The sequence below is a fragment of the Halopenitus salinus genome, from assembly GCF_055397165.1.
The window spans coordinates 2,480,270-2,502,186 of the sequence record NZ_AP043853.1; the positions used below are offsets into that span (position 1 = coordinate 2,480,270).

21 protein-coding genes and 1 pseudogene are annotated in these 21,917 nt (G+C 65.6%); 15 read left to right on the top strand and 7 right to left on the bottom strand.

The window, feature by feature from the left end:
- Positions 1-18: 18 nt before the first annotated feature.
- Together ACZ5YD_RS14315 and ACZ5YD_RS14320 are read right to left on the bottom strand one after the other, a co-directional pair.
- Positions 19-657, bottom strand: a complete 639-nt coding sequence (locus tag ACZ5YD_RS14315; protein WP_379740818.1) for a fibrillarin-like rRNA/tRNA 2'-O-methyltransferase — start codon at positions 655-657, stop codon at positions 19-21.
- Positions 654-1,550, bottom strand: coding sequence for an NOP5/NOP56 family protein (locus ACZ5YD_RS14320; protein WP_379740815.1), 897 nt, complete (start codon positions 1,548-1,550; stop codon positions 654-656). The genes ACZ5YD_RS14315 and ACZ5YD_RS14320 overlap by 4 nt, the downstream gene beginning before the upstream one ends.
- Positions 1,551-1,752: 202 nt before the next feature.
- On the opposite strand from ACZ5YD_RS14320, the gene ACZ5YD_RS14325 reads away from it, so the two are divergent.
- Positions 1,753-2,754: an arsenic resistance protein gene (locus tag ACZ5YD_RS14325; RefSeq protein ID WP_379740812.1), complete on the top strand. Its 1,002-nt coding sequence runs from the start codon at positions 1,753-1,755 to the stop codon at positions 2,752-2,754.
- A gap of 149 nt (positions 2,755-2,903) precedes the next feature.
- Positions 2,904-3,347 carry a GIY-YIG nuclease family protein gene (locus ACZ5YD_RS14330; RefSeq protein WP_379740809.1) on the top strand — a complete coding sequence of 148 codons (444 nt, stop codon included), beginning with the start codon at positions 2,904-2,906 and terminating at the stop codon, positions 3,345-3,347.
- Between the two features lie 9 nt (positions 3,348-3,356).
- Here ACZ5YD_RS14330 and ACZ5YD_RS14335 read toward each other — a convergent pair whose 3' ends face one another.
- The gene (locus tag ACZ5YD_RS14335; protein ID WP_379740806.1) at positions 3,357-3,794 is read right to left on the bottom strand and encodes an acyl-CoA thioesterase; all 438 of its coding nucleotides are present in this window, start codon (positions 3,792-3,794) and stop codon (positions 3,357-3,359) included.
- Positions 3,795-3,843: 49 nt separating this feature from the next.
- Positions 3,844-4,395 (bottom strand): bifunctional nuclease family protein, encoded by a 552-nt coding sequence (locus ACZ5YD_RS14340; protein ID WP_379740803.1) that lies wholly within the window; start codon positions 4,393-4,395, stop codon positions 3,844-3,846.
- Between the two features lie 192 nt (positions 4,396-4,587).
- On the opposite strand from ACZ5YD_RS14340, the gene ACZ5YD_RS14345 reads away from it, so the two are divergent.
- The 7 genes from ACZ5YD_RS14345 to ACZ5YD_RS14375 all read left to right on the top strand — a co-directional run bounded on the left by ACZ5YD_RS14345 (position 4,588) and on the right by ACZ5YD_RS14375 (position 11,032).
- Positions 4,588-5,571 carry an ABC transporter substrate-binding protein gene (locus ACZ5YD_RS14345; RefSeq protein WP_379740800.1) on the top strand — a complete coding sequence of 328 codons (984 nt, stop codon included), beginning with the start codon at positions 4,588-4,590 and terminating at the stop codon, positions 5,569-5,571.
- 6 nt (positions 5,572-5,577) lie between these two features.
- Entirely contained in the window at positions 5,578-6,372 is a 795-nt protein-coding gene (locus ACZ5YD_RS14350; protein ID WP_379740797.1) for an ABC transporter permease, read from the top strand.
- Between the two features lie 2 nt (positions 6,373-6,374).
- Positions 6,375-7,127, top strand: a complete 753-nt coding sequence (locus ACZ5YD_RS14355) for an ABC transporter ATP-binding protein (protein ID WP_379740794.1) — start codon at positions 6,375-6,377, stop codon at positions 7,125-7,127.
- A gap of 81 nt (positions 7,128-7,208) precedes the next feature.
- On the top strand, positions 7,209-7,838 hold the full coding sequence (locus tag ACZ5YD_RS14360; RefSeq protein WP_379740791.1) for a cyclase family protein: 630 nt from the start codon (positions 7,209-7,211) through the stop codon (positions 7,836-7,838).
- Positions 7,839-7,925: 87 nt separating this feature from the next.
- A complete protein-coding gene (locus ACZ5YD_RS14365) occupies positions 7,926-8,972 on the top strand; it encodes a zinc-binding dehydrogenase (RefSeq protein ID WP_379740788.1) in 1,047 nt (348 codons plus the stop codon).
- Between the two features lies 1 nt (position 8,973).
- Positions 8,974-10,614 carry a class I adenylate-forming enzyme family protein gene (locus ACZ5YD_RS14370; RefSeq protein WP_379740786.1) on the top strand — a complete coding sequence of 547 codons (1,641 nt, stop codon included), beginning with the start codon at positions 8,974-8,976 and terminating at the stop codon, positions 10,612-10,614.
- Positions 10,607-11,032 (top strand): PaaI family thioesterase, encoded by a 426-nt coding sequence (locus ACZ5YD_RS14375; RefSeq protein ID WP_379740783.1) that lies wholly within the window; start codon positions 10,607-10,609, stop codon positions 11,030-11,032. Before ACZ5YD_RS14370 ends, ACZ5YD_RS14375 begins: the two co-directional genes overlap by 8 nt.
- Positions 11,033-11,110: 78 nt before the next feature.
- Here the strand turns inward: ACZ5YD_RS14375 and ACZ5YD_RS14380 are convergent, their stop codons facing one another.
- Positions 11,111-12,730: a SufS family cysteine desulfurase gene (locus ACZ5YD_RS14380; RefSeq protein WP_379740780.1), complete on the bottom strand. Its 1,620-nt coding sequence runs from the start codon at positions 12,728-12,730 to the stop codon at positions 11,111-11,113.
- Between the two features lie 89 nt (positions 12,731-12,819).
- Complete coding sequence (locus ACZ5YD_RS14385; protein WP_379740777.1) at positions 12,820-13,620, bottom strand: ArsR/SmtB family transcription factor; 801 nt, start codon at positions 13,618-13,620, stop codon at positions 12,820-12,822.
- A 126-nt stretch (positions 13,621-13,746) separates the two neighbouring features.
- Here ACZ5YD_RS14385 and ACZ5YD_RS14390 point away from each other — a divergent pair, with 126 nt between their 5' ends.
- Positions 13,747-15,204, top strand: coding sequence for a nucleotide sugar dehydrogenase (locus ACZ5YD_RS14390; RefSeq protein ID WP_379740774.1), 1,458 nt, complete (start codon positions 13,747-13,749; stop codon positions 15,202-15,204).
- A gap of 57 nt (positions 15,205-15,261) precedes the next feature.
- On the opposite strand, the gene ACZ5YD_RS14395 is transcribed toward ACZ5YD_RS14390, so the two are convergent.
- Positions 15,262-16,683, bottom strand: coding sequence for an alkaline phosphatase family protein (locus tag ACZ5YD_RS14395; RefSeq protein WP_379740771.1), 1,422 nt, complete (start codon positions 16,681-16,683; stop codon positions 15,262-15,264).
- Positions 16,684-16,971: 288 nt separating this feature from the next.
- Between ACZ5YD_RS14395 and ACZ5YD_RS14400 the strand changes: the two genes are divergently transcribed.
- The 5 genes and pseudogenes from ACZ5YD_RS14400 to ACZ5YD_RS14420 all read left to right on the top strand — a co-directional run bounded on the left by ACZ5YD_RS14400 (position 16,972) and on the right by ACZ5YD_RS14420 (position 21,863).
- Positions 16,972-17,943, top strand: coding sequence for a phosphoadenosine phosphosulfate reductase family protein (locus ACZ5YD_RS14400; protein ID WP_379740768.1), 972 nt, complete (start codon positions 16,972-16,974; stop codon positions 17,941-17,943).
- A gap of 119 nt (positions 17,944-18,062) precedes the next feature.
- Positions 18,063-19,469, top strand: coding sequence for an oligosaccharide flippase family protein (locus ACZ5YD_RS14405; protein WP_379740765.1), 1,407 nt, complete (start codon positions 18,063-18,065; stop codon positions 19,467-19,469).
- Between the two features lie 41 nt (positions 19,470-19,510).
- Positions 19,511-20,497: a hypothetical protein gene (locus ACZ5YD_RS14410; protein ID WP_379740762.1), complete on the top strand. Its 987-nt coding sequence runs from the start codon at positions 19,511-19,513 to the stop codon at positions 20,495-20,497.
- 499 nt (positions 20,498-20,996) lie between these two features.
- A pseudogene (locus ACZ5YD_RS14415) lies at positions 20,997-21,631 on the top strand (IS6 family transposase).
- The gene (locus tag ACZ5YD_RS14420; protein WP_379740759.1) at positions 21,618-21,863 is read left to right on the top strand and encodes a hypothetical protein; all 246 of its coding nucleotides are present in this window, start codon (positions 21,618-21,620) and stop codon (positions 21,861-21,863) included. Before ACZ5YD_RS14415 ends, ACZ5YD_RS14420 begins: the two are co-directional and overlap by 14 nt.
- The last annotated feature ends 54 nt before the right edge of the window (positions 21,864-21,917 follow it).

The following is a 21,917-nucleotide window of genomic DNA, read 5'->3' on the forward strand; positions in this document are numbered from 1 at the left end:
GCCGATCGCTCGCAGCGGCTACCGCGGCGTCGCGACGATCCCGAGGTGATCGTCGTGATGCGGCTCGAGCCGGCGGTCCTCGAGGATCCGGTAGGCGTCCGACAGCCGCGAGCGGACGTCCGAGAAGACGGCCTCGGGGTCGGCCGTCACGTCCTCGCTTCGGGCCTTGATCGCGAGCAGGAGTCGACCGTCGTCGCCGAGAAACCGCGCGTTCCGAACCGCGACCGCGGCCTGCCCGCGGGTGGCGACGTCCTGGACGAGGAGGTCGAGGTCCGATTCGACCACGTGGGCGTACGTCTCGGGACGCCGCGCGTCCTTCAAAAGCGGGAAGAGCCGGTCGCGGTCGGCGGCGACCCCGAGGAGCTCCCGCATCGGGCGCGGCGCGAACTCGACCGCGTAGGTCGGACCCGCGAAGTCGGCGACGTGACCGACGGTCGTCCCCGCGGCCGCGCCGAGATAGAGCGTGCGCTCGCCGCCCTCGAGGCCGACGTCCATCCCGAGGTCGATCATCGCTCCGAGCTTCGATCGCGAGGGATCCCACGCGCGCCACTCGCCGTCCGTGGGCTCCCCGTAGACGGGCTCGCCGCGCGTCGCCAGCCGCTCCCTGCCGCCGATCGTCCGGCGCTCGACGCCCGCCGGAAGCGGTTCGTCGCTCATCGGTCGGCCTCCGCGGGGTTTTCGACGGCGTTCGTGTCGGCACCGTCCTCGTCCGCGCGAGCCCGGATCGTCGCCATGCGCTCGCGCAGGTCCTCGTGGATCTCCTCGCGGTAGTCGCCCGCGTAGTGGTCGATCCGCGCGGCGATGGTCAGCTTCCCCGCGAACGCCCGCGCGGCGGACCCGCGGTCCTCGGGTCGCGTCTCGCGGACGTACTCGTGGGTGAAGATGATCCCGTGTTTCGGCGAGGGGGCGTGTCCCTCGAGGTGGGCGAACAGCGCGTCCTCGGCGCCGAGCACCTGGACCGTCCCCGAGGGCTTCTTCGCGAGCGGCTCGAGTCCCCCCGCGAGGGCGATCAGCCGGCTCGCGAGCACCGGCCCCGCCATCGCCGAGAGGTTCGGCGCCACGCTCGGGGCGGTCCGCTCGATGAACCCGCGGATCGCCTCGGCCTCGTCGGCGAGCTCGACCACCCGCTCGGCGAGCGAGATCGCTCGCCGCTCGGCCTCGATCTCCGGGTCGCGCGTCGCGACCTCACGGGCCCCGTCGATTCCGGCGTCGACGTCCGCGAACAGGCCGCCGCCCCACTCGACGGCGCGCTCGGACAGCTCGTTCGCGGTCCGCTCGCAGTCGTCCATGGCGCGAACGGCGTGTTTCAACTGCTGGTCGTCGGCGCGTTCCCGCTCCTCGACGGCCGAGCGCGCGGCGTGCAGCGTGGCCCCGTGGAGTCGATCGTAGTAGTCGTCCTCGTCGTCCGCGAAGCCGGAGTCGATCGCGTTGGTTGGCCAATCTCGAGGTGCTTCGGCCGATCCCTCGGCGATCGCCGTCGCCCCGGACTCGACGTCACCCGGATCGATCCCCGTGAACCATCCCGCTCCATCGGGATCGTGGCTGGTCATACGCCGTCTTGTGGTCGACCCCGTATATGCGTTCGCGAAGCGATCGGGGCGGAACTCTCCGAGTCGTCGTTAAGCGACTCGAGTTAATTCGGGCCAATGACCATCGGAACCATATGTGTGTTGGCGACGACGACCGTTCGGTTTCGGTGTGGCGGTTCTCACCCAAAGACGGTTTCTCTCCCGGTCTCGAACCGGCGTGTGAATGGGGACACGAAGCTGGCTGCAACGCCACCAGGTCGCGACCTACGCGGTCGCGGTCGGGCTGGCCGTCGGCGTCGGGGTCGGTCGTCCGGAGAGGGCCGGATTCGTCCAGCGGCTGATCGAGCCCGTGCTGGCTGTGTTGCTGTACGTGACGTTTCTGGAGATCCCGTTCGTTCGGCTCCGCCGGGCGTTCACGAGCGGCCGGTTCGTGGCGGCCGCGCTCGGGATGAACTTCCTCGTCGTCCCCGTCGTCGTCTGGACGCTGACCCGGGTGCTCCCCCGGGAGTCGGTCGTGCTCGTCGGCGCCCTCATGGTGCTTTTGACGCCGTGTATCGACTACGTCATCACCTTCGCCGAACTGGCGGGCGGCGACTCCGAGCGGATCGTCGCGACGACGCCCGCGTTGATGCTCCTCCAGCTGCTGTTGTTGCCGGCCTACCTCTGGCTCTTCATGGGCGCGGACGTCGCCGCGGTCATCGAGGCCGAGCCGTTCGTCGAGGCGTTCCTCACCCTCATCGCGCTCCCGCTGGCGCTCGCGTGGGTCACGGAGGCGTGGGCGACGCGGTCGTCGAGGGGGCGATCGTGGCAGGCCGCGATGGGGTGGCTGCCGGTGCCGATGATGGGGGCGACGCTGTTCGTCGTCATCGCCTCCCAGCTCCCTCGCGTGCAGGAGTCCATCGGCCGGATCGTCGCCGTCGTCCCGGTCTACCTCGCGTTCCTCCTCGTCATGCCCGTGATCGCTCGGCTCGCGGCGGGGGTGTTCGGGATGGACGCCGGCGAGGGGCGCGCGCTCGTGTTCACTTCGGTCACCCGGAACTCACTCGTCGTGCTCCCGCTCGCGCTGGCGCTGCCGGCGGGCTACGAGCTGGCGCCCGCCGTCGTCGTGACCCAGACGCTCGTCGAGCTGATCGGGATGGTCGTCCTCGTTCGAGCGGTTCCGGCGTGGCTGATCCCGGAACCGCCGGCGGGCCGGCCGAACCCGGACGAGTCACACGACGGATGACGGAGTGGGCGAGGGAGTGTGATGGAGTGGTGAGCGAGTGGGAGTGTGGCAAGCGAGTGGGAGATCGAGTGACCGAGGAATTGCTCGTCGAAACACTCAGTCTCCGAATGCCGTGGGTTTAGGCTCGCGGCCCTCGAAGAACGGCGACGATGACTGATCGTGTTTCGGCCGGCGGGACCTACACCCTCGTCGTCTCGCTGCCGGAGGCGACGACGATCGCGGTCGGCGCGCTCGGCGACGTCGCGTTTCCGGCCGGCGGCTACGCCTACACCGGGAGCGCACTCGGCAGCGGCGGGTTCGCCAGGGTGGACAGACACCGCGAGCTGGCCGCCGGCGAGCGGGAGACCCGCCACTGGCACGTCGACTACCTCCTCGGCCACCACGCGACCGCGATCGAGGACGTGGTCCGGACCGCCGGTCGCGACGTCGAGTGCGCCGTCGCGAATCGGCTCGGTGACGGCCCCGCGCCCGGATTCGGCGCGTCCGACTGCGGGTGTTCGAGCCACCTCGCCCGCCGGGAGTCGGTCGAGGCGATACGTGCCGACGTCGAGGACGCACACGCCGAGGCTACGGAGGTGGAAACGGAGCCCTGACGGCGCTGGTCACGACTCGTCGCGAAGGGCGGCTTCGAGCAGTTTCTCGCCCTCGTCGCTCGAGACGGTGAGGTCGGGGACCGGGATCGGGTTGCGGTCGTCGTCGATCGCGACGAAGACCATGTAGGACTCCGTGGTGAGTTCCTGGTCGCCCGATTCGGGGTCCTCGCGGAACACCCGCGTTCGAATGCGAATGCTCGTCTCGCCGGTGTCGTAGACGTACGCCTTCACGAGGGCGATCCCGCCGACCGGAACGGGACGTCGAAAGTTCACCTCGTCGAGGTGGGCGGTCACGCACGTGTCGCCGCAGAACCGCATCGCACACATCGCGCCGAGTTCGTCCATCCACTTGAGGACGTTTCCGCCGTGTGCGGTACCGAGGTTGTTCGCCTGGTTCGGCTGGACGAACCAGCGATTCTCGAGGTAGGTGTCCATCAGATCCGCCATGCTTCGGTCAACTCGACCGGCCGGGATGAACGTTCGGATCGACCGCGGCTTAGATCCCCTCGAACTCGTCGTCCCGCCCCTCGAACTCGTCGTCCCGCCCCTCGAACTCGTCGTCGGGACCCTCGGACCATCGCTCCGGGAGGTCCTCGGGGTTGGGGTCGTCCTCGACGTCGAACCCGACCGACTCCGGCGGGCGACCCCCCTCGTCGATCACGGGGTCCGAGACCACGATCGGACACTCCACCCGCACGGCGAGCGCGAGCGCGTCCGAGGGCCGGGCGTCGAAGACGAACCGCTCGGGCTCGCCCTCGTCGTAGCGCTCGACGTCGACCTTCGCGTAGTAGGTGCCGTCGCTGAGGTCGTCGATGCGCACGCGGTCCACGGCGCCGCCGAACTCGGTGAGCACGCCGACGAGCAGGTCGTGGGTGAGCGGCCGCTCGAAGGGCTCGCCCTCGAGGGTCATCCCGATCGACCGCGCCTGCTCGGGGGTGACGAAGATGGGCAACACCTCGCCGCGAACCGCGAGGACGACGGCCGGTACCTCCTCGCCGTCGAGCCCGCGTCCGGCGCCGATCGCGACGACCTCCGCCTGATGGTCCATACCGGCAGTACACGCTCCGGTGGCTTGTAGCTACTCCCCGCGGATCCGACGACGGCCGACGAGTCGTGGATTGCATCGCGTCATAGGTGCCGGCAAAATCCTCTCGTGGCCCGGGCCACCGCTAAGAATCGCCCGTTCCAAACAGATAATACGCTTCTGGGGAAAACATGGACCAACTGCCGGGTTCACCAGATGACTTCACAAGAATATTCTCGTCGTGACGCGCTCGCGGGTATCGGATCGATCGGCGCCCTCTCGGTGGCCGGCTGTCTCGGAGGGGACGACGGCGGCGGCTCCATCGGGACGGCGCGCCTCTCCACCGGCGCGACGTCGCTCATCGCTCCGGTGATCGTCGCGGAGGAGCTCGACGCGGAATACGGCTTCGAGCTCGAGGTCGTGGTTCGCGACTCCATCTCGGCGTACTACGGCGACTTCGTCGGCGGGACGTACAACACGCTCCCGTTCGGCGTGGAGTCGGCCGCGGCGCGGTACAACGAGGGCGTCGATCTCAGCGTGATCGGCGGGTTCACCTACTCGAGCATGTCGTGGGTGACGAACGATCCCGACATCGAGTCCGTCGAGGACTTCGAGGGCGAGACGATCGCCGTCCCGCTCGGCTCCGGCTCGTTCGCGGTCGCCGACGCCGTGGTTCGCGAGCAGACCGGCCAGTCAGTAGAGGAGCTCGCGAACAACGTGATCAACGCGCCCGGACCGGGCGGCTCGCCGCCCGAGGTGGTGACCGGAAACGCGTCGATCGGCCTCTCGTGGGAGCCGGCGCTCAGCAACTTCCTCGTCCAGGACAACGAGCTGGAGGCGATCATCGACGTTCGCGGCGAGTACCGGGAGCTGTTCGACGCCGACTCGTTCCACCTGCTTTGGGCCGTCAAAGACGAGCTGCTCGAAAACGATCCCGACGCGGTCTCCGGGCTGTTCCAGGCGAGCCAGGACGTCGCGGAGATGTACGCGAACGACCTCGAGGGAACGATCGACATCCTCACCGAGGAGACCGAAAACGAGCCCGAGCCGCTGCTCGAGGCATTCGACAGCGGTCGACTCGAGTTCGCGATGGAGCCGCTCGGCGACCTCCAAAGCGACATCAACACGCAACTCGAGACGTTCGCCGACCTCGGACTCATCGAGGAGATCCCCGACGACGAGCTCTTCCACGAGGTCTAACCCCGCATGGTAGACCGGTCGACGATGGGGCTGTTCGGTCCCCGCGGAGCGTCGCATCTGCCGCCGATAGTGCGGACGATCGTTCCCATACTCGGTTTCTTCGTCGTTCTGCAGGCGTTCTCGTTCGTCACTCCGCCGTACATCATGCCGTCGGTCCTCGAGATCGCCTCCCGGTACGCCCTGTTGTGGGTGTCGGCTCCCGGGGCCGTCGCCTCGACGTTCCTCCGGATCATCGCGGGACTCGCCTTGGCGTTCGTCGTCGGCGTCTCCGGGGGGGTCGCGATGGGGCTCAACACGACCGCACGGGAGTACGGCGAGACGTTCGTCAAGTTCCTCACCGGGATTCCGGGGCTGTCGTGGGTGTTGATCGCGGTCCTGTGGTTCAGCAACGTGCAGGTCCGGATCGTCTTCGTGTTGTTCATGGTGCTCTTCCCGTGGTACACCTTGAGCACGATGGACGCGGTTCGCGGGATCCCCCGCGACTACCAGGACATGGTCCGGTCGTTCCGGTTCTCGACGCGCGAGTACACGCGCAAGCTCGTCGTTCCGTACATCCTCCCCGACGTCGTCTCGATCTCGAAATCGAACATCGGCTACGCGGCACGCGTCGTCGTCGTCGCGGAGCTGGTCGGCGCCTCGGCCGGGATCGGCCGGGAGCTGCTCGTCGCCCAGAGCCAGTTCGACATCGTCGACATCTTTGCGTGGACGTTCGTACTGGTCACCATCATGCTCTCCCTACAGGGGGTCCTGCTCGTCGTCGAACGCACCCAACTCAACTGGCGCAAGGCGGGAGGTGAGTGAGCGTGGGGCTTCCGATCGCCGTCGAGGAGGTCACGAAGGAGTTCCGGACCGACGACGGAACCGTCACCGCGATCGAGGAGTTCGACTTCGACATCGAGGCCGGCGAGGTCGTCACCCTGGTCGGGCCGACCGGCTGTGGGAAGTCGACGATCCTGAGCATCATCCTCGGCGTGCTCTCGCCCACCTCCGGCGAGGTCGTCGTGGACGGCCGACGGCCCTACGACGACTTCTACTCCTTCCGCGGCGAGATCGCGGCGGTGTTCCAGGAGGACCGGCTCCTCCCGTGGCGGACCGCGGCCGAGAACGCCGGGTTCGGCCTCGAGGCGCTCGGCGTGCCGGAGGACGAACGGCGGCGACGCGTCGAGGAGTGGTTCGACACGCTCGGGCTGTCGGGCTACGAGAACGCCTACCCCCAGGAGCTGTCGGGCGGGATGCGACAGCGGGTCGGACTCACGCGCGCCTACGTGACGGACCCGGAGATCCTGCTTTTGGACGAGGCGTTCGGCCATCTCGACGAGGTGACCGCGACGAAGCTCAGAGAGGACTTCCTCTCGCTCATCGACGGCGGCGAGGGCCGAACCACGACGATGTTCATCACCCACGACATCGACGAGGCGCTCATGATCGGCGACCGGGTGCTGGTCTCTCGGTCCCCGGGGAAGATCATCGACCGGATCGACGTTCCCGAGGGGCTCCACGAGGATCCCGAGCGCCACCACGAGTATCGGACCCGCATTCTCGACTCCCTGCGATGAGGTTCAATTCGACCGTCCCACCTTCAGGCGATATTCGCTGACAGGGGAACGCTTGATACGTCTCCGACCCGGACCCGCATCATGGCGATCGATCTCTCGCTTCCGCTCGAGGAGGGAATGCCCGGCTTCCCCGGCTATCCCGGCTACGAGACGTCACAGCTACAGGACTACGATCCCGACGGCAAGGTCTCCCATCACGTCTCGATGAACACCCACCAGGGGACTCACATCGACGCCCCGGCCCACTTCATCGAGGGCGGCGCCACCGTGGACGAGCTGTCGCTTGAACTGCTGTGTGGACCCGCGCGGGTCGTGGACCTTCGGGCCCACCGCGGCGAGGAGATCACCGCGGACGTCCTCGAGTCCGCGGCGCCCGACCTCGCGGCCGATCGGGTCCTGCTTTTGACCGGCGACGTCGACGCACGATTTTACGATCCCGACTTCTTCGAGGAGGCCGCGGTGTTGACCGTCGACGCCGCACGCTGGCTCCTCGAGCGCGACGTGAAGCTCGTCGGAAACGACTTCCTCACGGAGTCCATTCGGGTCGAGGAGCGCCCGGTCCACCACGCCCTCCTCGGCGAGGGGGTTCCGATCGTCGAGTACCTCTGTAACGTCGAGGACGTCCTCGCGGAGACGACCGTCGAGTTCCGCTGTCTCCCGTTGCGGCTGCCGGGACTCGAGGCCGCGCCGGTGCGCGCCGCGGTGTTTTGAGCCCTCGGCGACTCACACCGACCGGAAACAGCCGGCCGAAGTTGCAAGAAGCGGAAGGTCCGTATCCCTGGAGTACGACCATCGTCCATGGCCGACGAAATGGACGCCGTCGTCTTCGAGGAGCACGGTGGGTTGGACGTTCTCGAGCACACGACCGTCGACGTGCCGGAGATCGGACCCGAGGAGATGCTAGTCGACGTCAAGGCGTGCGCGCTCAATCGCCTCGACATCTTCGTTCGAGAGGGAATCCCGGGCGCCCACCTGGAGTTGCCCCACGTCTCCGGAGGGGACATCGCCGGCGTCGTCGAGGCGGTCGGCGACCGCGTGGACAACGTGGAGCCCGGCGACCGCGTGCTCGTGGATCCGCGGATCACCTGCGGCGAGTGCGAGTACTGTCGAAAGGGCGAGACGAACCGCTGTTCGGACGACGTTCACGGCAACCTCGGCGAGGAGTACTGGGGGGGATTGGCCGAGTACGTCGCCGCCCCCGCGAGGAACGCGATCCACATGCCCGACGGCGCCGGCTTCGTCGAGACCGCGGCGCTTCCCATCGCGTACGCGACCGCCTGGCGGATGCTCGTCTCGCGCGCGGAGGCCGATCCGGGCGAGACGGCGCTCGTGCTCGGCGCGAGCGGCGGCCTCGGTACGGCCGGCGTGCAGATCGCCGATTATCTCGGAGCCGAGGTGTACGCGGCCACGAGCTCCGAGGAGAAGGCGGAACGCGCCCGAGAGCGCGGCGCGGACCACGTGATCAACTACGAGGAGGAGGAGTTCGACCGCGCGATCTGGAACGCGACGGACAAACGCGGCGTCGACATCGTCTTCGAACACGTCGGCGAGGCGACCTGGGAGGGGTCGATCCGGAGCCTCACGAACGGCGGCCGGATCGTCACCTGCGGCGCCACGACCGGGCCGAAGGCCACGACCGACATCCGGTATCTGTTCACCCGCGAGGAGACGATCCTCGGGAGCCGCGGCTGGCAGCGCGACGAGCTCGAGACGGTCGCCGACCTCGTCTGGCGCGGCGAGTTCGAGCCCGCGATCGATCGAACCCTCCCGCTCGAGGAGGCGATCGAGGGCGTCGAGGCGATGGAGGACCGCGATCTGACCGGCAAGGTCGTCATCACGCAGTGAGATGGCCGGAACCGTCGGACTGGACTTCACCCCGGGGCCGGACGACGAGCCCCACCTCGGACGGCTCCACGAGGAGACCGCCGCGGCCCATCCCGATCGCATCGCCCTCATCGACGGGGAGTCGGGCGACGAGGTGACCTACGGGGAGGTCGAAGATCGCATCGCTGCGGCGGGCAACGCGCTCGCCGACCTCGGCGTCGAGCGCGGCGACCGTGTCGCGCTCTCGTTCCCGAACGAACTCACGTTCGTCTACGCGTTCTTCGGCGCGGCCCGCCTCGGCGCGGTGCCGGTGCCGGTGAACGTTCAGGCGACCTCGGCGAAGATGCGCTCCGTGATCGACGACAGCGACGCGGCGGTCGTCGTCACGAGCGACGACGAGTCGATCCTCCCCGAGATACGTGCGGCGGCGACCGCGATCGACGCGATCGAGACGGTGGCGGTCGCCGCGCCGGAGCCGCCGGGGATCGACGGCGTCGACGTCGTCGACTTCGCGACGCTCCTCGCGGAGGCGGACGCGAGCCTCGAGCCCGCACCGGTCGACCCCGACGATCCGGCGATGCAGCCGTACACGAGCGGATCGACCGGCGACCCGAAGGGCGTCGTGTTGACCCACGGCGGCTGTGCGTGGATGATCACCTGCATCCATCGGCTGCACTTCCTCGACGAGGACGACCGGGCGATCGTCGCCGGGCCGCTGTACCACAAGAACGCGATGGTCGGCGCGATCAAGCCCATGCTCGCGATCGGCGGGAGCGTGGTCGTCATGGACGGCTTCGACGCCCACGACGTGATAGAGGCGATAGACGCCCACGACGTGACGTATCTCCGCGGCGTTCCCGCGATGTACAAGATGCTCGTGAACGCCACGGAGGCGCTCGCCGACCACGACGTCGAGAGCGTCGACTGGGCGGTCTCCGGGAGCGCGAGCCTCCCCAACTCGCTCATCGAGGACGTCCGCGACGTCTTCTCCTGTGACATGGGCGAGGCCTACGGCCTGACCGAGACCGGCGGCCCGATCACGCTCTCGCCGCGGTGGGGGCCGCGCAAGCTCGGAAGCTCCGGGCTGGCGTTGCCCGGCGCGGACATCCGGATCGTCGACCCGGAGACGAACGAGGAGTTGCCCGCCGGAGAGACGGGCGAGCTCGTGATCGCGGCCCCGAGCAACGGGTCGTACTACCGACGGCCGGACACGGAGGCGGAAGCGTACTTCGAACGCGACGGCCGACGCTTCCTCCACACCGACGACCTGGCCTATCAGGACGAACAGGAGTACCACTACATCGTCGGCCGGCTCGACGACATGTTGATCGTCGGCGGCGAGAACGTCTATCCGGCCGAGGTCGAGAACCTGCTCCAGCGACACGAGCGGGTTCGAGACGTCGCGGTCGTCGGCGCTCCACACGCGGTCAAGGGCGAGGCGCCGGTCGCGTTCGTCGTCGCCGACGACGTCACGGAGGAGGAGCTGAAGCAGTACACCCTCGAGAACGGGCCCGCGTACGCCCACCCGAGGCGGGTGTTCCTCGAGGACGAGCTGCCGCTTGCGAGCACCGGGAAGATCGACCGAGACGCGCTGGAGGCCGCCGCCCGCGAGCGGATCGAGGGCGGCGAACTCCGATCCAGCAGACCACACCACAATGAGTGACCACATCGACCGCGAGGAGGCAGAATCGATACTACAGAGCGCGCCGTTTCACCAGTTCCTCGGCGTCACCTTCGCCGAGTACGAGGAGGGACACGTCGTCATCGAGTGTCCGTTCCGCGAGGAGTTTCTCGTCAACGAGGACAAGGAGATCGTCCACGGCGGCGTGTTGAGCTCGCTCGTCGACATCGCGGGCCACTACGCCGTACTCTCGTCCGTCGACGCCCGCGTGCCGACCATCGACCTGCGGACGGACTATCTCCGACCGGGTCGACGCGGGCCGTTCACCGTCGAGGCCGAGGTGGACCGCGTCGGGCGAAACGTCGCCGTCGCGGACGCGGAGGTCCGACAGGAACAGCGCGGCGAGACGAAGTCCGTGACGCTCGGGCGGGGCTCGTACGGCGTCTCACACGTCGAGTAGTCGGAACCGAGGCGGCTCCGGCGGAGCGTCGACAGCGTCGGCGACGCGGGAACGCGTCGCGGTTTTTGTAATCCGGCCTCACTCGACCGTTCGTTCGAGGTACTGTCTCGCCGCCTCCTTGATGACCATCTCCGGGCCGACGACGCAGTCGTGCCGGAGCTCGGGGAAGGTGTCCTCGAGGAGGTCGACGACGAGCCCGTCGACGTTCGCGACCTCCTCGATCGGTCGCCCCTCGAGGTGGACGGAGAGCATGCTCGCAACGGCCTGGCTGACGGCGCAGCTGTCGCTCTCGAAGGCGATCGCCTCGACCGTGCCGTCGGGGGCGACCTCCAGGTGGAACTCGCCGTCGTCGCCACAGGTCGTCTCCCTTGAGGACTTGACGAGCGTCGGGTCCGCGAGCCCGCCGGCGTTTCTCGGGTTCCGGTGGTGGTCGAGGATCCGATCGTGGTATCGATCGGAGGCGAGATGGCGGGGGAGTTCGTCCGCGGCGGCGTCGACCGCCTCGAGGAGCCGGTCGACCTCCGCCTCGGTGTTGTAGACGTAAAACGACGCGCGGACGGAGCCGGGGATCCGGAGCCAGTCGTGAAGCGGCTGCGTGCAGTGGTTGCCGGCGCGGACGGCGATGCCCCGGTCGTCGAGCAGCGAGGACATGTCGTGGCCGTGGATGCCGTCGACGTTGAACGAGACGAGCCCGGTGCGCTCCTCGCCCGACGGCGGGCCGTAGGTCTCGACGCTCTCGCGCGCCTCGAGACGCTCCAGCGCGTACTGGGCGAGCTCGTTTTCGTGTCTCCGGATCGCGTCCATTCCGATGTCGTCGAGGTAGTCGGCCGCGGCCGCGAGCGCGATCCCCTCACAGATCGGCGGCGTGCCGGCCTCGAACTTCCAGGGGAGCTCGTTCCAGGAGGCGTCCGTGAGCGTGACGTGTTGGATCATCTCGCCGCCGAAGAGGAACGGGTCCATCTCCTCGAGCAGGTGGCGCTTCCCGTAGAGCCCGCCGATCCCGGTCGGTCCGGCCATCTTGTGGCCCGAAAAGGCGAGGAAGTCGACGTCGAGCGCCTCGACGTCGACGGGTCGGGTCGGAACCGACTGCGCCCCGTCGACGAGGATGTACGCGTCGTGGTCGTGAGCCATGTCGGCGAGCTCCCCGACCGGGTTCACCGTTCCGAGGACGTTCGAGACGTGCGTGACGGCGACGATCGCCGTGTCGTCGCCGATCAGTTCGGCGGCATGGTCGAGATCGAGTCGTCCCTCGTCGGTCACCCGGACGTGTTTCACCTCCGCCCCGGTCCGTTTGGCCACCTGCTGCCAGGTCACCATCATCGCGTGGTGTTCCATCTCGGTGGTGACGATCTCGTCGCCGGGGCCCAGCTCGGACATGCCGAGCCCGTAGGCCACGAGGTTGATGCTCTCCGTGGAGTTCTTCGTGAACACCATCTCCTTTCTGCCGCCGCTCGCCCCGACGAACTCCGCCAACCGATCGTGGGCCTGCTCGTAGGCCACGGACGCGCGGTGGCTCAACTCGTGCATTCCGCGGTGGACGTTCGCGTTGTACTCCGTGTAGAACTCCTCGAAGATCTCATAGACCTGCCTCGGGGTCTGCGTGGTCGCGCCGTTGTCGAGGTAGACGAGCGGAGCGTCCCCGACGGTTTGTTCGAGTATCGGGAAGTCGTCCCGTATCGTGGACGGAGCCGGTTCCATGTATCTACCCGTCGTAGGCGCCGACGGGTAAATACTTCACCGGTCGATGGAGCCGAATTCCGAGAGCGTGGTTCCCGAGAGCGGACGGGTCACGACTCGGCGAAGTAGCCGAGGTTGTAGTGCCAGTAGACCCACGCGAGCGTGAAGACGATGGCCGCCCCGAGGAAGAAGACGATGCCGGGTTCGAGCAGCGAGACGGCGTGTTCGGCGGCGGCCTCGGCGCGCTCCGCGGCCGCGCCGTCGAAGGTCACCTCGACGATGGGCGTCTCCGTCGTGCCGGCCCCGGCCGAGTCGGCCGCCGGGGTCGTCTCCGCCATCTCCGTCGCGGTCGGTTCGTCCATCGACTCCACGTCGACGGCGTCGCCCGAGCCCCCGTTGCCGTCGTCGACGCCACCGGCGTCGCCGTTCGAGCTGACCGAGTAGCCGTCGGCGCCGGCCCCGCCCTCCGGGACGGAGACCGACAGAAGTGACTGGACCGCGAGCGCCGCGAGCGCGAGGATCCCGTAGCCGCCGAGAAGCCGTTTCAGTGCGGTCTTGATCCCGTCGCCGCGGGTCGACTCGCCGGCGAACAGCACGAGTGGCTCGCTCGCGGGCGCGTAGACGTTCATCTCGCGACCCTTCTCGGAGTAAACCGTGTCGGCGACCCGGACCAGGTCGGCCTCCCGGAGGTTCGAGAGGTGGTACTGGACGTTCTGGAGCGAGGTGTCGAGCGCGTCGGCGAGTTCGGACGTCGTCGCCGGCTCCTCGTGGAGCGTTGCGAGGACGGAGCGGGCCGTCTCCGAGGAGAGCGCGGCAAAGAGCTCGTCGGCGTCCTCCTCGGAGACGTCGACGACCCGCGGCTCCTGGTCGCCGAGGGAGACGTCGGGGGTGGAGGGCAGCAGCCGGGACATACCCGACACTCACACAGCAGCCTACAAATCCCTTGTGTCGGACGATTCCGGACTCCTCCCGGCGCGACCCCTCACGACGAAGCCTCCCGACGGAAGACTCTTGAGCCGACGGTCGCCAGAATCGGTATGCACGTCACCGTCGTCGGCAGCGGCTACGTCGGCACGACGCTTTCGGCCTCGCTGGCCGACATGGGCCACCGGGTCACGGCGATCGACATCGACGAGGCGATCGTGGAGAGGCTGAACGCCGGCTCGGCGCCCATCCACGAGCCCGGCCTCGACGAACTCGTCGCCGAACACGCCGGCGACCGCCTGACAGCCACGACCTCCTACGCCGCGATACCCGACTCCGATCTCACCGTCCTGGCCATCGGCACGCCGTCGAACCCGGACGGCTCGCTCGATCTCACGGCGCTCGCCGCCGCGACGGAGATGACCGGCGAGGCGATCGCCGACGCCAACGACGGGGCGATTGCGGACGCCGAAGGTGAGACGTCCGGCGACGCCACGAACGGAGCTTCCGGCCCGGATCGCCACCTCGTCGTGGTGAAGAGCACGGTCGCGCCCCCCGCGCTCGCGGAGCTTCGGGAGGCGCTCGCGAGAGGTCTCGACGGGGAGCGCCCGGACGCGGACGCGAATTCGGATACGGATCTGGATACGGGTGCGGGCACGGATGAGGACGCGAACACGGACGCAGTCGACTCGAGCGCGGACGTACTCTCGCGGTGGGGCGTCGAGCTCGCGACCAACCCGGAGTTCCTCCGGGAGGGGACCGCCGTCGCCGACTTCCGCGATCCGGACAAGCTCGTCCTCGGCACGGAGACCGATCGGGCGCTCGAGCGCCTCGAGGAGCTCTATGAACCCCTCATCGCGGAGACCGACGCCCCCGTCGTTCGAACCGATCCGGAGAGCGCGATGATGATCAAGTACGCGAATAACGCGTTTCTCGCCGCGAAGATCTCCCTCGTCAACGACCTCGGGAACGTCTGCAAGGAGTTCGGCCTCGACGCCTACGAGGTGATGGACGCGATCGGACTCGACGACCGCATCTCCGAACGCTTCCTCCGATCGGGGGTCGGATGGGGTGGCAGTTGCTTCCCCAAGGACGTCGATGCGATCCGCGCCGCGGCCCGCGAGGCGGGCTACGATCCGGCGCTGCTCGAGGCCGCGGTCGAGGTCAACGACCGCCAACCCGAGCGGCTGCTCGAGCTACTCGAGGAACACGTCGACGTCGACGGCGAGCGCGTCGCGGTGCTCGGGCTCGCGTTCAAGCCCGGCACCGACGACGTCCGCAACTCCCGGGCGATCCCCGTCATCGAGGGGTTGCGCGAGCGCGGCGCCGATGTCGTCGGGTACGACCCGGTCGCGACGGAGACCATGCGCGAGCACTTTCCCGACCTCGAGTACGCCGCGGATGCCGCCGAGGCGCTCGAGGGAGCCGCGGCCGCGGTCGTCGTGACCGATTGGGACGAGTTCGCGGCGCTCGACGCCGAGTTCGACGCGATGGCCGAGCCCGTGGTGATCGACGGTCGACGGATCGTCGAACGCCGCGAGGGACTCGTCTACGAGGGCCTCACCTGGTAGACGGTCAAGCGTCGAAAACCGGCTCGTTGAGCGCTCGATGTCCGCCCACCGTCGTCTTCACTCGGAGGCGACGAGCGAGTCGCCGTCGAACGCGGACCGGTCGGCATCGACGTCGAGCTGGTCGAGGATCGTCGGGGCGATGTCGAAGAGGTTCACGTCGTCCCCGATCTCGACGTCGGAGTCGGTCGTGTAGAGACACGCGTTCTCGAACTTGTGCATCCCGTTTCGGGGTCCCTCCGAGAAGACGTCCTTGTCGCTGCCGAATCCGGCCTTCAGGTCGAATCCGTCGGCGGGGATGACCACGAGGTCGGGAGCGATCTCCGTGTGGTCGCCCGCGAAGGCGTCCTCGCCCTTCACGATCCGCTTGCAGACGGAGCGGCCGTCGGGGCCCTCGAGCCTCTCGAGGTCGGCGATCAGCTCCTCGCGGACCGACTCGTAGTCGTCCTCCGGGACGCCGCCGCGGGGCTCGCGCCCCTCGAGGTTGAGGTAGAGACGACCGGGGATGAGCGAGTAGGCCCGGGCGTCGTCGGCGATGTCCTCGAGGGAGTCGGGGGCGTCGTCGTCACTCCCGTCGTCGTCGGCCGCGGCGGCGACGCCGTCCTCACCGCCATCGCCCGATTCCGCCGCGTCGTAGGTCAACCAGCCCGCCTCCTCGAGCCAGCGGTTGAGGTCGACCTCGTACTCGAGGTGCGTAAAGCCGTGATCGGAGGCGACCACGAGTTCGGTGTCGTCGTCCAGGCGCTCGCGGATCTCGCCGATCGCGGCGTCGAGCTCGCGGTAGAACTCGAGGAACTCCTCGGCGTACTCGCCGTCCGTCGCGTAGTCGCCGAACAGGAAGTGGTTGACGCGGTCGGAGGTCATGTACACGCCGAAGAACAGGTCCCAGTCGTCCTCGTCGACGTAGTGACGGAAGACGTCCGTGCGCGCGTCGAGGGTATCGTGTGCGTTCTCGATGAAGTCGGTCTTATCGTCGTCGTGGCCGAGCTTCGCGTCGGCGTCGATCGCGTAGTCGTACCGCTCGAGCGTCCGGCGCACCTCGTCGTCGCTCGAGGCCTTCTCGACCGACGGCGAGAGGAATCCGGAGACCTGTCGCTGGATCCGGCTCGAGGGCGGGAACGTGACGGGAACGTTGAGGACGGTCGCGTCGCGGCCGTCCTCGGTGACGAGGTCCCAGAGCCTGGTCGCTCGAACGTGGCTCCCCATCGGGACGTACGTCTCGTAGGAGTCGCTCTCGCGGTCTTGAAACCCGTATACGCCGGTCTTTCCGGGATTCTGGCCGGTGGTGAGTCCCGGCCAACACGCGCTCGATTCCGGCGGGACGATGCTCTCGATCCGGCCGCCGGCTCCCTCCTCGGCGATCGCGTGCAGGTTCTCGAAGACGTCAGGATGCTCCTCGACCAGGTCGTGGGGAACGCCGTCGATCCCCAAGAAGACGACCCGGTCATCGGAGCCACCGCGCAGCTTGTCGAACAGACCCATGTTCCGGATCCGGTGTTCGCCGCGGTTAGCCCTTCGGATGTCCGACGAATACTGCCCCGACCGCGGTCGCGTCGATCACGCTCTCGCCGGCCGGTATTAGGATCGAGACGGAACTGAACAGACACGATGCCCCAGCGTGGCGGAAACGGACCCAAACCGGCGAGAATGCGCCCGTATTCGGGCGATCGAAATACCGGCAGACGTCGAGCGCGGTATAAATGGTCTGGGATATCGGACCGCGGGAATCAGGTAGAAAGCCTCATACGTGCCCGTTCGCACCTATCCGGTATGTCGAGCGCGTTCCCGGAGTACGTCGACGTCGACTACGACGACGGCGAGGGCGAGTCGCCCGACGACTACCCGTCGCTGCAACACAAGATCGAAAAGGCGATCGAGGTGACCCGGCGGGGGCTCGAACAGTACGACAACCCCGCGGTCATGTGGACCGGCGGGAAGGACTCCACGCTCACGCTCTACTTCATCAACGAGGTCGCCGACCAGTTCGGCTACGAGAAGCCGACCGCCGTCTTCATCGACCACTACCAGCACTTCGACGAGATCACCGACTTCGTCGAGCGGTGGGCCGACGAGTGGGACATCGACGTCGTCTACGCCCGCAACGAGGACGTCGGCGCCTACGTCGACGAACACGGGCTCGAACCCGGCGACGACGTCCCCGTCGAGGCGCTCTCCGAGCCGAACCAGCATCACGTTCGCGACATCCTCGAGTACCAGGAGGACACCTTCCCGTTCCTGCTCGACACCTACGTCGGCAACCACCTGCTGAAGACGGTCGCGCTCAACAACGCCCTGGAGGAACACGGCATCGACGGCGTCATCTCCGGCGTCCGCTGGGACGAACAGGAGGCGCGCGCCGACGAGACGTTCTTCTCGCCGCGCCACGACCCCGACATCTACCCGCCCCACGACCGCATCCAGCCCATCCTCCAGTTCGCAGAGGCCGACGTCTGGGACGCCTTCTGGTACTACGTCGTGCCCGACACCGTCGCGGCCTTCCCCGACGACGGCTACGTGCCGGAGTCGGCCGAGGACCTCCCGGAGGGCGTGAGCCAGGACGACGTGCCGATCTCGCCGAAGTACTTCGCCGGCTTCCGGTCGCTCGGCAGCGAGGTCTCCACCGAGAAGACCACCGCCGAACCCGCCTGGCTGCAGGACCTCGAAAACACGACCGAGCGTGCCGGTCGGGCGCAGGACAAAGAGGACCTGATGGAGCGCCTGCGGGATCTGGGGTACATGTAGGCTAGGCCGTCGAGCGACGTACGGCGCCCTCTCGATCGAAGAAGCACGGTATTGATACGTCGGCAGTCGAAATTCGACCGTAATCGCGATCCCTAACTATGAGATACGGTCGGACCTCGATGATCAACTTCCTGTCGCGGGTGGTGATGTCCGTCTCGGGCTTCGTCGCGACGATCGCCCTCACGCGGACGCTCGGACAGGAACGATATGGGACCTACGTCGTCGTCCTGTCGGTTCTGGCGTGGGTCGCGATCGCCGGTGAGCTCGGGCTTCCGCAGGCGATCCGAAAACGAGTGAGCGAATCTGACGAGGGGAACTACGTCGTCACCGGCGTTCTCGCGCAGTTCGGGCTGTTCGCGGTCGTGGCCGTCTGCCTCTGGATCGCGCGACCGTACCTGAACGAGTTCATGGAGATAGAGGCGACGTGGATCCTCATTCTGATGCTTTCCGTCCGCCTCGGGATCGGTTTCGTCCGTGCCATACTTGACGGACAGCTTCTCGTCCACGTTTCGAGCGTCCTCTCTCCGGTCGAGTGGACGAGTCGAAGCATCGTGCAGGTCGTTCTCGTGTTGTCGGGGTTCGGGATCGCCGGGGCGTTCGCCGGATACGTCGTGGGTGCCATCGTCGCGATCGCGATCGGCGCATACTTCGTGGAGATTCCGAGGAGGAAGCCGTCGCGTCGGGATTTCTTCCGACTCAGATCGTACGCCCAGTTCTCGTGGCTCGGGTCGATCAAGGGACGGACGTTCATGTCGATGGATACGATCATCCTTGCGGTGTTCGTCTCGAATAGCCTCATCGCGGTCTACGAGGTGGCCTGGAACCTCGCATCGCTGTTCGCGATCTTCGGCAATTCGATCAGACAGACGCTCTTCCCGGAGATGAGCAAGCTCTCTTCGGAGGGAAGTTCGGACGGTGAGATAGCCGGTTTGCTGCGTGTGAGCCTCGCGTACGCCGGTCTGTTCATCATTCCGGGACTCGTCGGCGCGGCGATCGTCGGGGACGTCGTCCTGACGGTCTATGGATCCGGATTCGAAACCGGATACTATATCCTGCTAATTCTCACCTTTGCGCGATTGCTCTACGGATACATGGGCCAGTTCCTGACCACGATCGACGCGATCGATCGGCCGGATCTGACCTTTCGGATCAACGCCGTCTTCGTTGTAGTAAATCTCGTGTTGAACGTTCTACTCACGTGGCAGTTCGGCTGGTACGGTGCCGCGGCGGCGACGACCGCGTCTGCCGGCATTGGGCTACTTCTCGGCTACTACTACGCAAACCACGTCGTCGACGTCGTCGTTCCAATCGCCGAGATCGGAAAGCAGTGTCTGGCTGCCGGGACCATGGCCGGGATCGTTTTCTTTGGACGAGCCGTGATCGGTGAGTCGTTGCCGATCGTCGTCGTTCTCGTCGGAGTCGGGGCAGGCGTCTACTTCGTGGCGCTGTTCGGTCTCTCACAGGAGTTCCGAACGACGGTGCGTGAGAACATGCCGTTCCCGATTCCGTTTTTCGCGCCGAAGTAGACCGGTCGTTTCATCACTACTGCCCTTCCTACGACAGCTACATGGAGACGAATATTCGGACGTGGCTCGCGGAGATGCGCGAGCGATTCCACGAAACTCCGACTCGGGCGCCTCTATATGTTGTCTTTACGTGGTATCTGGCAATCTGGTTCGGTATAACTTCACGATTCCCGATCGGAACGAACGTCTACGAGCGGGACTGGGACGTACTCATCGTACTTGATGCATGCCGAGTAGACACTCTCCGAGAAGTTTCAGACGAATACGAATTCATCGAGAGCGTATATGAGGTGTGGTCTATCGGAAGCCATTCCGCGGAGTGGATCGCACAGACGTTTTCCGAAGAGTATCGGGCAGAGATCGAACAAACCCAGTACATTACGGGAAATGCACACGCCACTCGAGTTCTCGAAGAGCGGAGAATGCCTCCGATGGCGATGCACAACACGACGCCGATCGAGTTCTCCAAGTGGGATACCGTCGATATCGATGCGTTCGCATCCATCGATACGGTGTGGGAGAACTACAATAACGAAACATACCGCGTTGTTCTCCCGAGTACGATGACTGATTACGCGATCGATGCCGGGCGAGCGAGAGATGACGATCGGATGATCGTCCACTACATGCAGCCCCACCTCCCGTATATCGGTCAGTCGCTTCCGGAGGGTCGACCGCCGACTGAGTTCGAGCAGGAAGGGTACGAAAAACTGGAATCGGGTGAAGCCTCCCGAGAAGCCGTATACGAGTTGTACAAGGACACTCTCAGACTCGCACTGGACGAAGTCGAAGTTCTCCTCGAAAATCTGGATGCGGATCGGGTTGCCATTACTGCAGATCACGGGGAGGCGTTCGGGGAGATGTACGCCTATGGTCATCCCGAAGGGTTCCCACACCCGATCGTGAAGAAAGTCCCGTGGGTCGAAACAACGGCGGAAGATCTTCAAACACAGAAACCAGATTTAGAGATGGATCAAGAAGTTAGTGTTGATATCGAAGAACATCTCCGTGATCTCGGATATCGTTGAGGTGTCTGTAGCTTTAGAAAGTTTCAGGATTACTCACGGTAACACCCATAATGTAATAGATGTGGAACAGTATTGAACAGATAATATATGAAAGACGTCGTGTGATTCACTGGTTGTTCTGTTGCTTCGATTTCACTACTTCCGTTTGGTGTATGAATTGAGAGGGAGATCTTCGTAACTTCGGGACCGAGACCAGTATGACCCCACATACCGTACTCGCCGAATGCTTTCCAGTGATCGGCTAGTATTATAACGCACTCGAAATCCTCAGTCAGTAACTCATGCTGTTGTCTGTAGATATCAGATAAATATCGAACACAGTCATCGTACGCTGACATTACGTCCTCGCTGGTGACTTTTTGGTCCTCATCGGATATTATCAATTAGTTGGTAGGATATCAGTTGGATTGACAGTTTGATATTCCGCGGGCGCCTTGTAGGGTCCGTGTGCGGTCGTGTTTAGTTACGGAAGTGAAGGGGAGTGATTTCTTGCTGGTCTATGGCAGAAATCGCCCGCCTCAGCGGATGCACGGACTGGATTGAGTTGGATTTTGTGGAGCGACAGCGGACACCCGAGCGTGCGATGAAGATCGGTATTCAACTGCAGTTAGCGGGGCTCTCGCTGTCGAATACCGTCTCTCTTCTTGAGGATCAGGGTGTCGGCGGACGCGCAAGGCAATCCACGATTGGATACAGAAGGCCGATCTACAGCCCACAGACGGTCGAAGCCCGAATCACGTTGCGATTGACGAGACCGTGATTCGACTCAATGATCAGCAATTCTGGCTGTACGCTGCAGCTGATCCTGAGACGAACGATCTGCTGCATTTCCGATTATTTTCCACGACAACAACCGCAGTAACCGAGATCTTTCTTCGAGAACTTCGCCAGAAACACGAGATTGAATCCGCCGTATTCCTCGCCGATGGCGCCCAACACCTCCAAACTGCGCTTGCCAGAGCTGGGCTCTGATTTCAGACAGAACGCCATGGAAATCGGAATGCCAGCGAACGAATCTTTCGAGAACTCAAACGCCGAACGTCGTCCTTCCCAAACTGTTTCAGCCATGTTGAGCCTCAAACCGCCGAAAATTGGCTTCAAGCATTTGATTCCTGGCTCAATGCTCCAAACTAAACTACTCTTGGAGAACGTCGACGCCGCCGACGTCATCATCACCGCAGACCACGGTAACCCTTTCGGCGAATACACGATTCACGGACACCCCGAGGGGATGCTGTTGCCGTGCGTGAAGAAGGTTCCCTGGGTGGAAAGCGATGCTGTAGATAAGAAAGCGTTCGAACCGACGACAAATCATATGAACGTTGAAGACAATAAAACCAAAATCCAAGACCTTGGATATGTATGAAATCATCGAATTACGTACGTGGATGCAAGTAGAATCTATGGACCCTAGTTCTGA

Coding starts and splice junctions, on each gene's coding strand:
- ACZ5YD_RS14325 (WP_379740812.1), top strand. CDS start 1,753: ATGGGGACACGAAGCTGGCTGCAACGCCACCAGGTCGCGACCTACGCG.
- ACZ5YD_RS14365 (WP_379740788.1), top strand. CDS start 7,926: ATGGCCGACGAAATGGACGCCGTCGTCTTCGAGGAGCACGGTGGGTTG.
- ACZ5YD_RS14330 (WP_379740809.1), top strand. CDS start 2,904: ATGACTGATCGTGTTTCGGCCGGCGGGACCTACACCCTCGTCGTCTCG.
- ACZ5YD_RS14385 (WP_379740777.1), bottom strand. CDS start 13,620: ATGTCCCGGCTGCTGCCCTCCACCCCCGACGTCTCCCTCGGCGACCAG.
- ACZ5YD_RS14340 (WP_379740803.1), bottom strand. CDS start 4,395: ATGGACCATCAGGCGGAGGTCGTCGCGATCGGCGCCGGACGCGGGCTC.
- ACZ5YD_RS14370 (WP_379740786.1), top strand. CDS start 8,974: ATGGCCGGAACCGTCGGACTGGACTTCACCCCGGGGCCGGACGACGAG.
- ACZ5YD_RS14400 (WP_379740768.1), top strand. CDS start 16,972: ATGTCGAGCGCGTTCCCGGAGTACGTCGACGTCGACTACGACGACGGC.
- ACZ5YD_RS14345 (WP_379740800.1), top strand. CDS start 4,588: ATGACTTCACAAGAATATTCTCGTCGTGACGCGCTCGCGGGTATCGGA.
- ACZ5YD_RS14360 (WP_379740791.1), top strand. CDS start 7,209: ATGGCGATCGATCTCTCGCTTCCGCTCGAGGAGGGAATGCCCGGCTTC.
- ACZ5YD_RS14410 (WP_379740762.1), top strand. CDS start 19,511: ATGGAGACGAATATTCGGACGTGGCTCGCGGAGATGCGCGAGCGATTC.
- ACZ5YD_RS14395 (WP_379740771.1), bottom strand. CDS start 16,683: ATGGGTCTGTTCGACAAGCTGCGCGGTGGCTCCGATGACCGGGTCGTC.
- ACZ5YD_RS14380 (WP_379740780.1), bottom strand. CDS start 12,730: ATGGAACCGGCTCCGTCCACGATACGGGACGACTTCCCGATACTCGAA.
- ACZ5YD_RS14420 (WP_379740759.1), top strand. CDS start 21,618: ATGCTCCAAACTAAACTACTCTTGGAGAACGTCGACGCCGCCGACGTC.
- ACZ5YD_RS14335 (WP_379740806.1), bottom strand. CDS start 3,794: ATGGCGGATCTGATGGACACCTACCTCGAGAATCGCTGGTTCGTCCAG.
- ACZ5YD_RS14405 (WP_379740765.1), top strand. CDS start 18,063: ATGATCAACTTCCTGTCGCGGGTGGTGATGTCCGTCTCGGGCTTCGTC.
- ACZ5YD_RS14315 (WP_379740818.1), bottom strand. CDS start 657: ATGAGCGACGAACCGCTTCCGGCGGGCGTCGAGCGCCGGACGATCGGC.
- ACZ5YD_RS14320 (WP_379740815.1), bottom strand. CDS start 1,550: ATGACCAGCCACGATCCCGATGGAGCGGGATGGTTCACGGGGATCGAT.
- ACZ5YD_RS14390 (WP_379740774.1), top strand. CDS start 13,747: ATGCACGTCACCGTCGTCGGCAGCGGCTACGTCGGCACGACGCTTTCG.
- ACZ5YD_RS14375 (WP_379740783.1), top strand. CDS start 10,607: ATGAGTGACCACATCGACCGCGAGGAGGCAGAATCGATACTACAGAGC.
- ACZ5YD_RS14350 (WP_379740797.1), top strand. CDS start 5,578: ATGGTAGACCGGTCGACGATGGGGCTGTTCGGTCCCCGCGGAGCGTCG.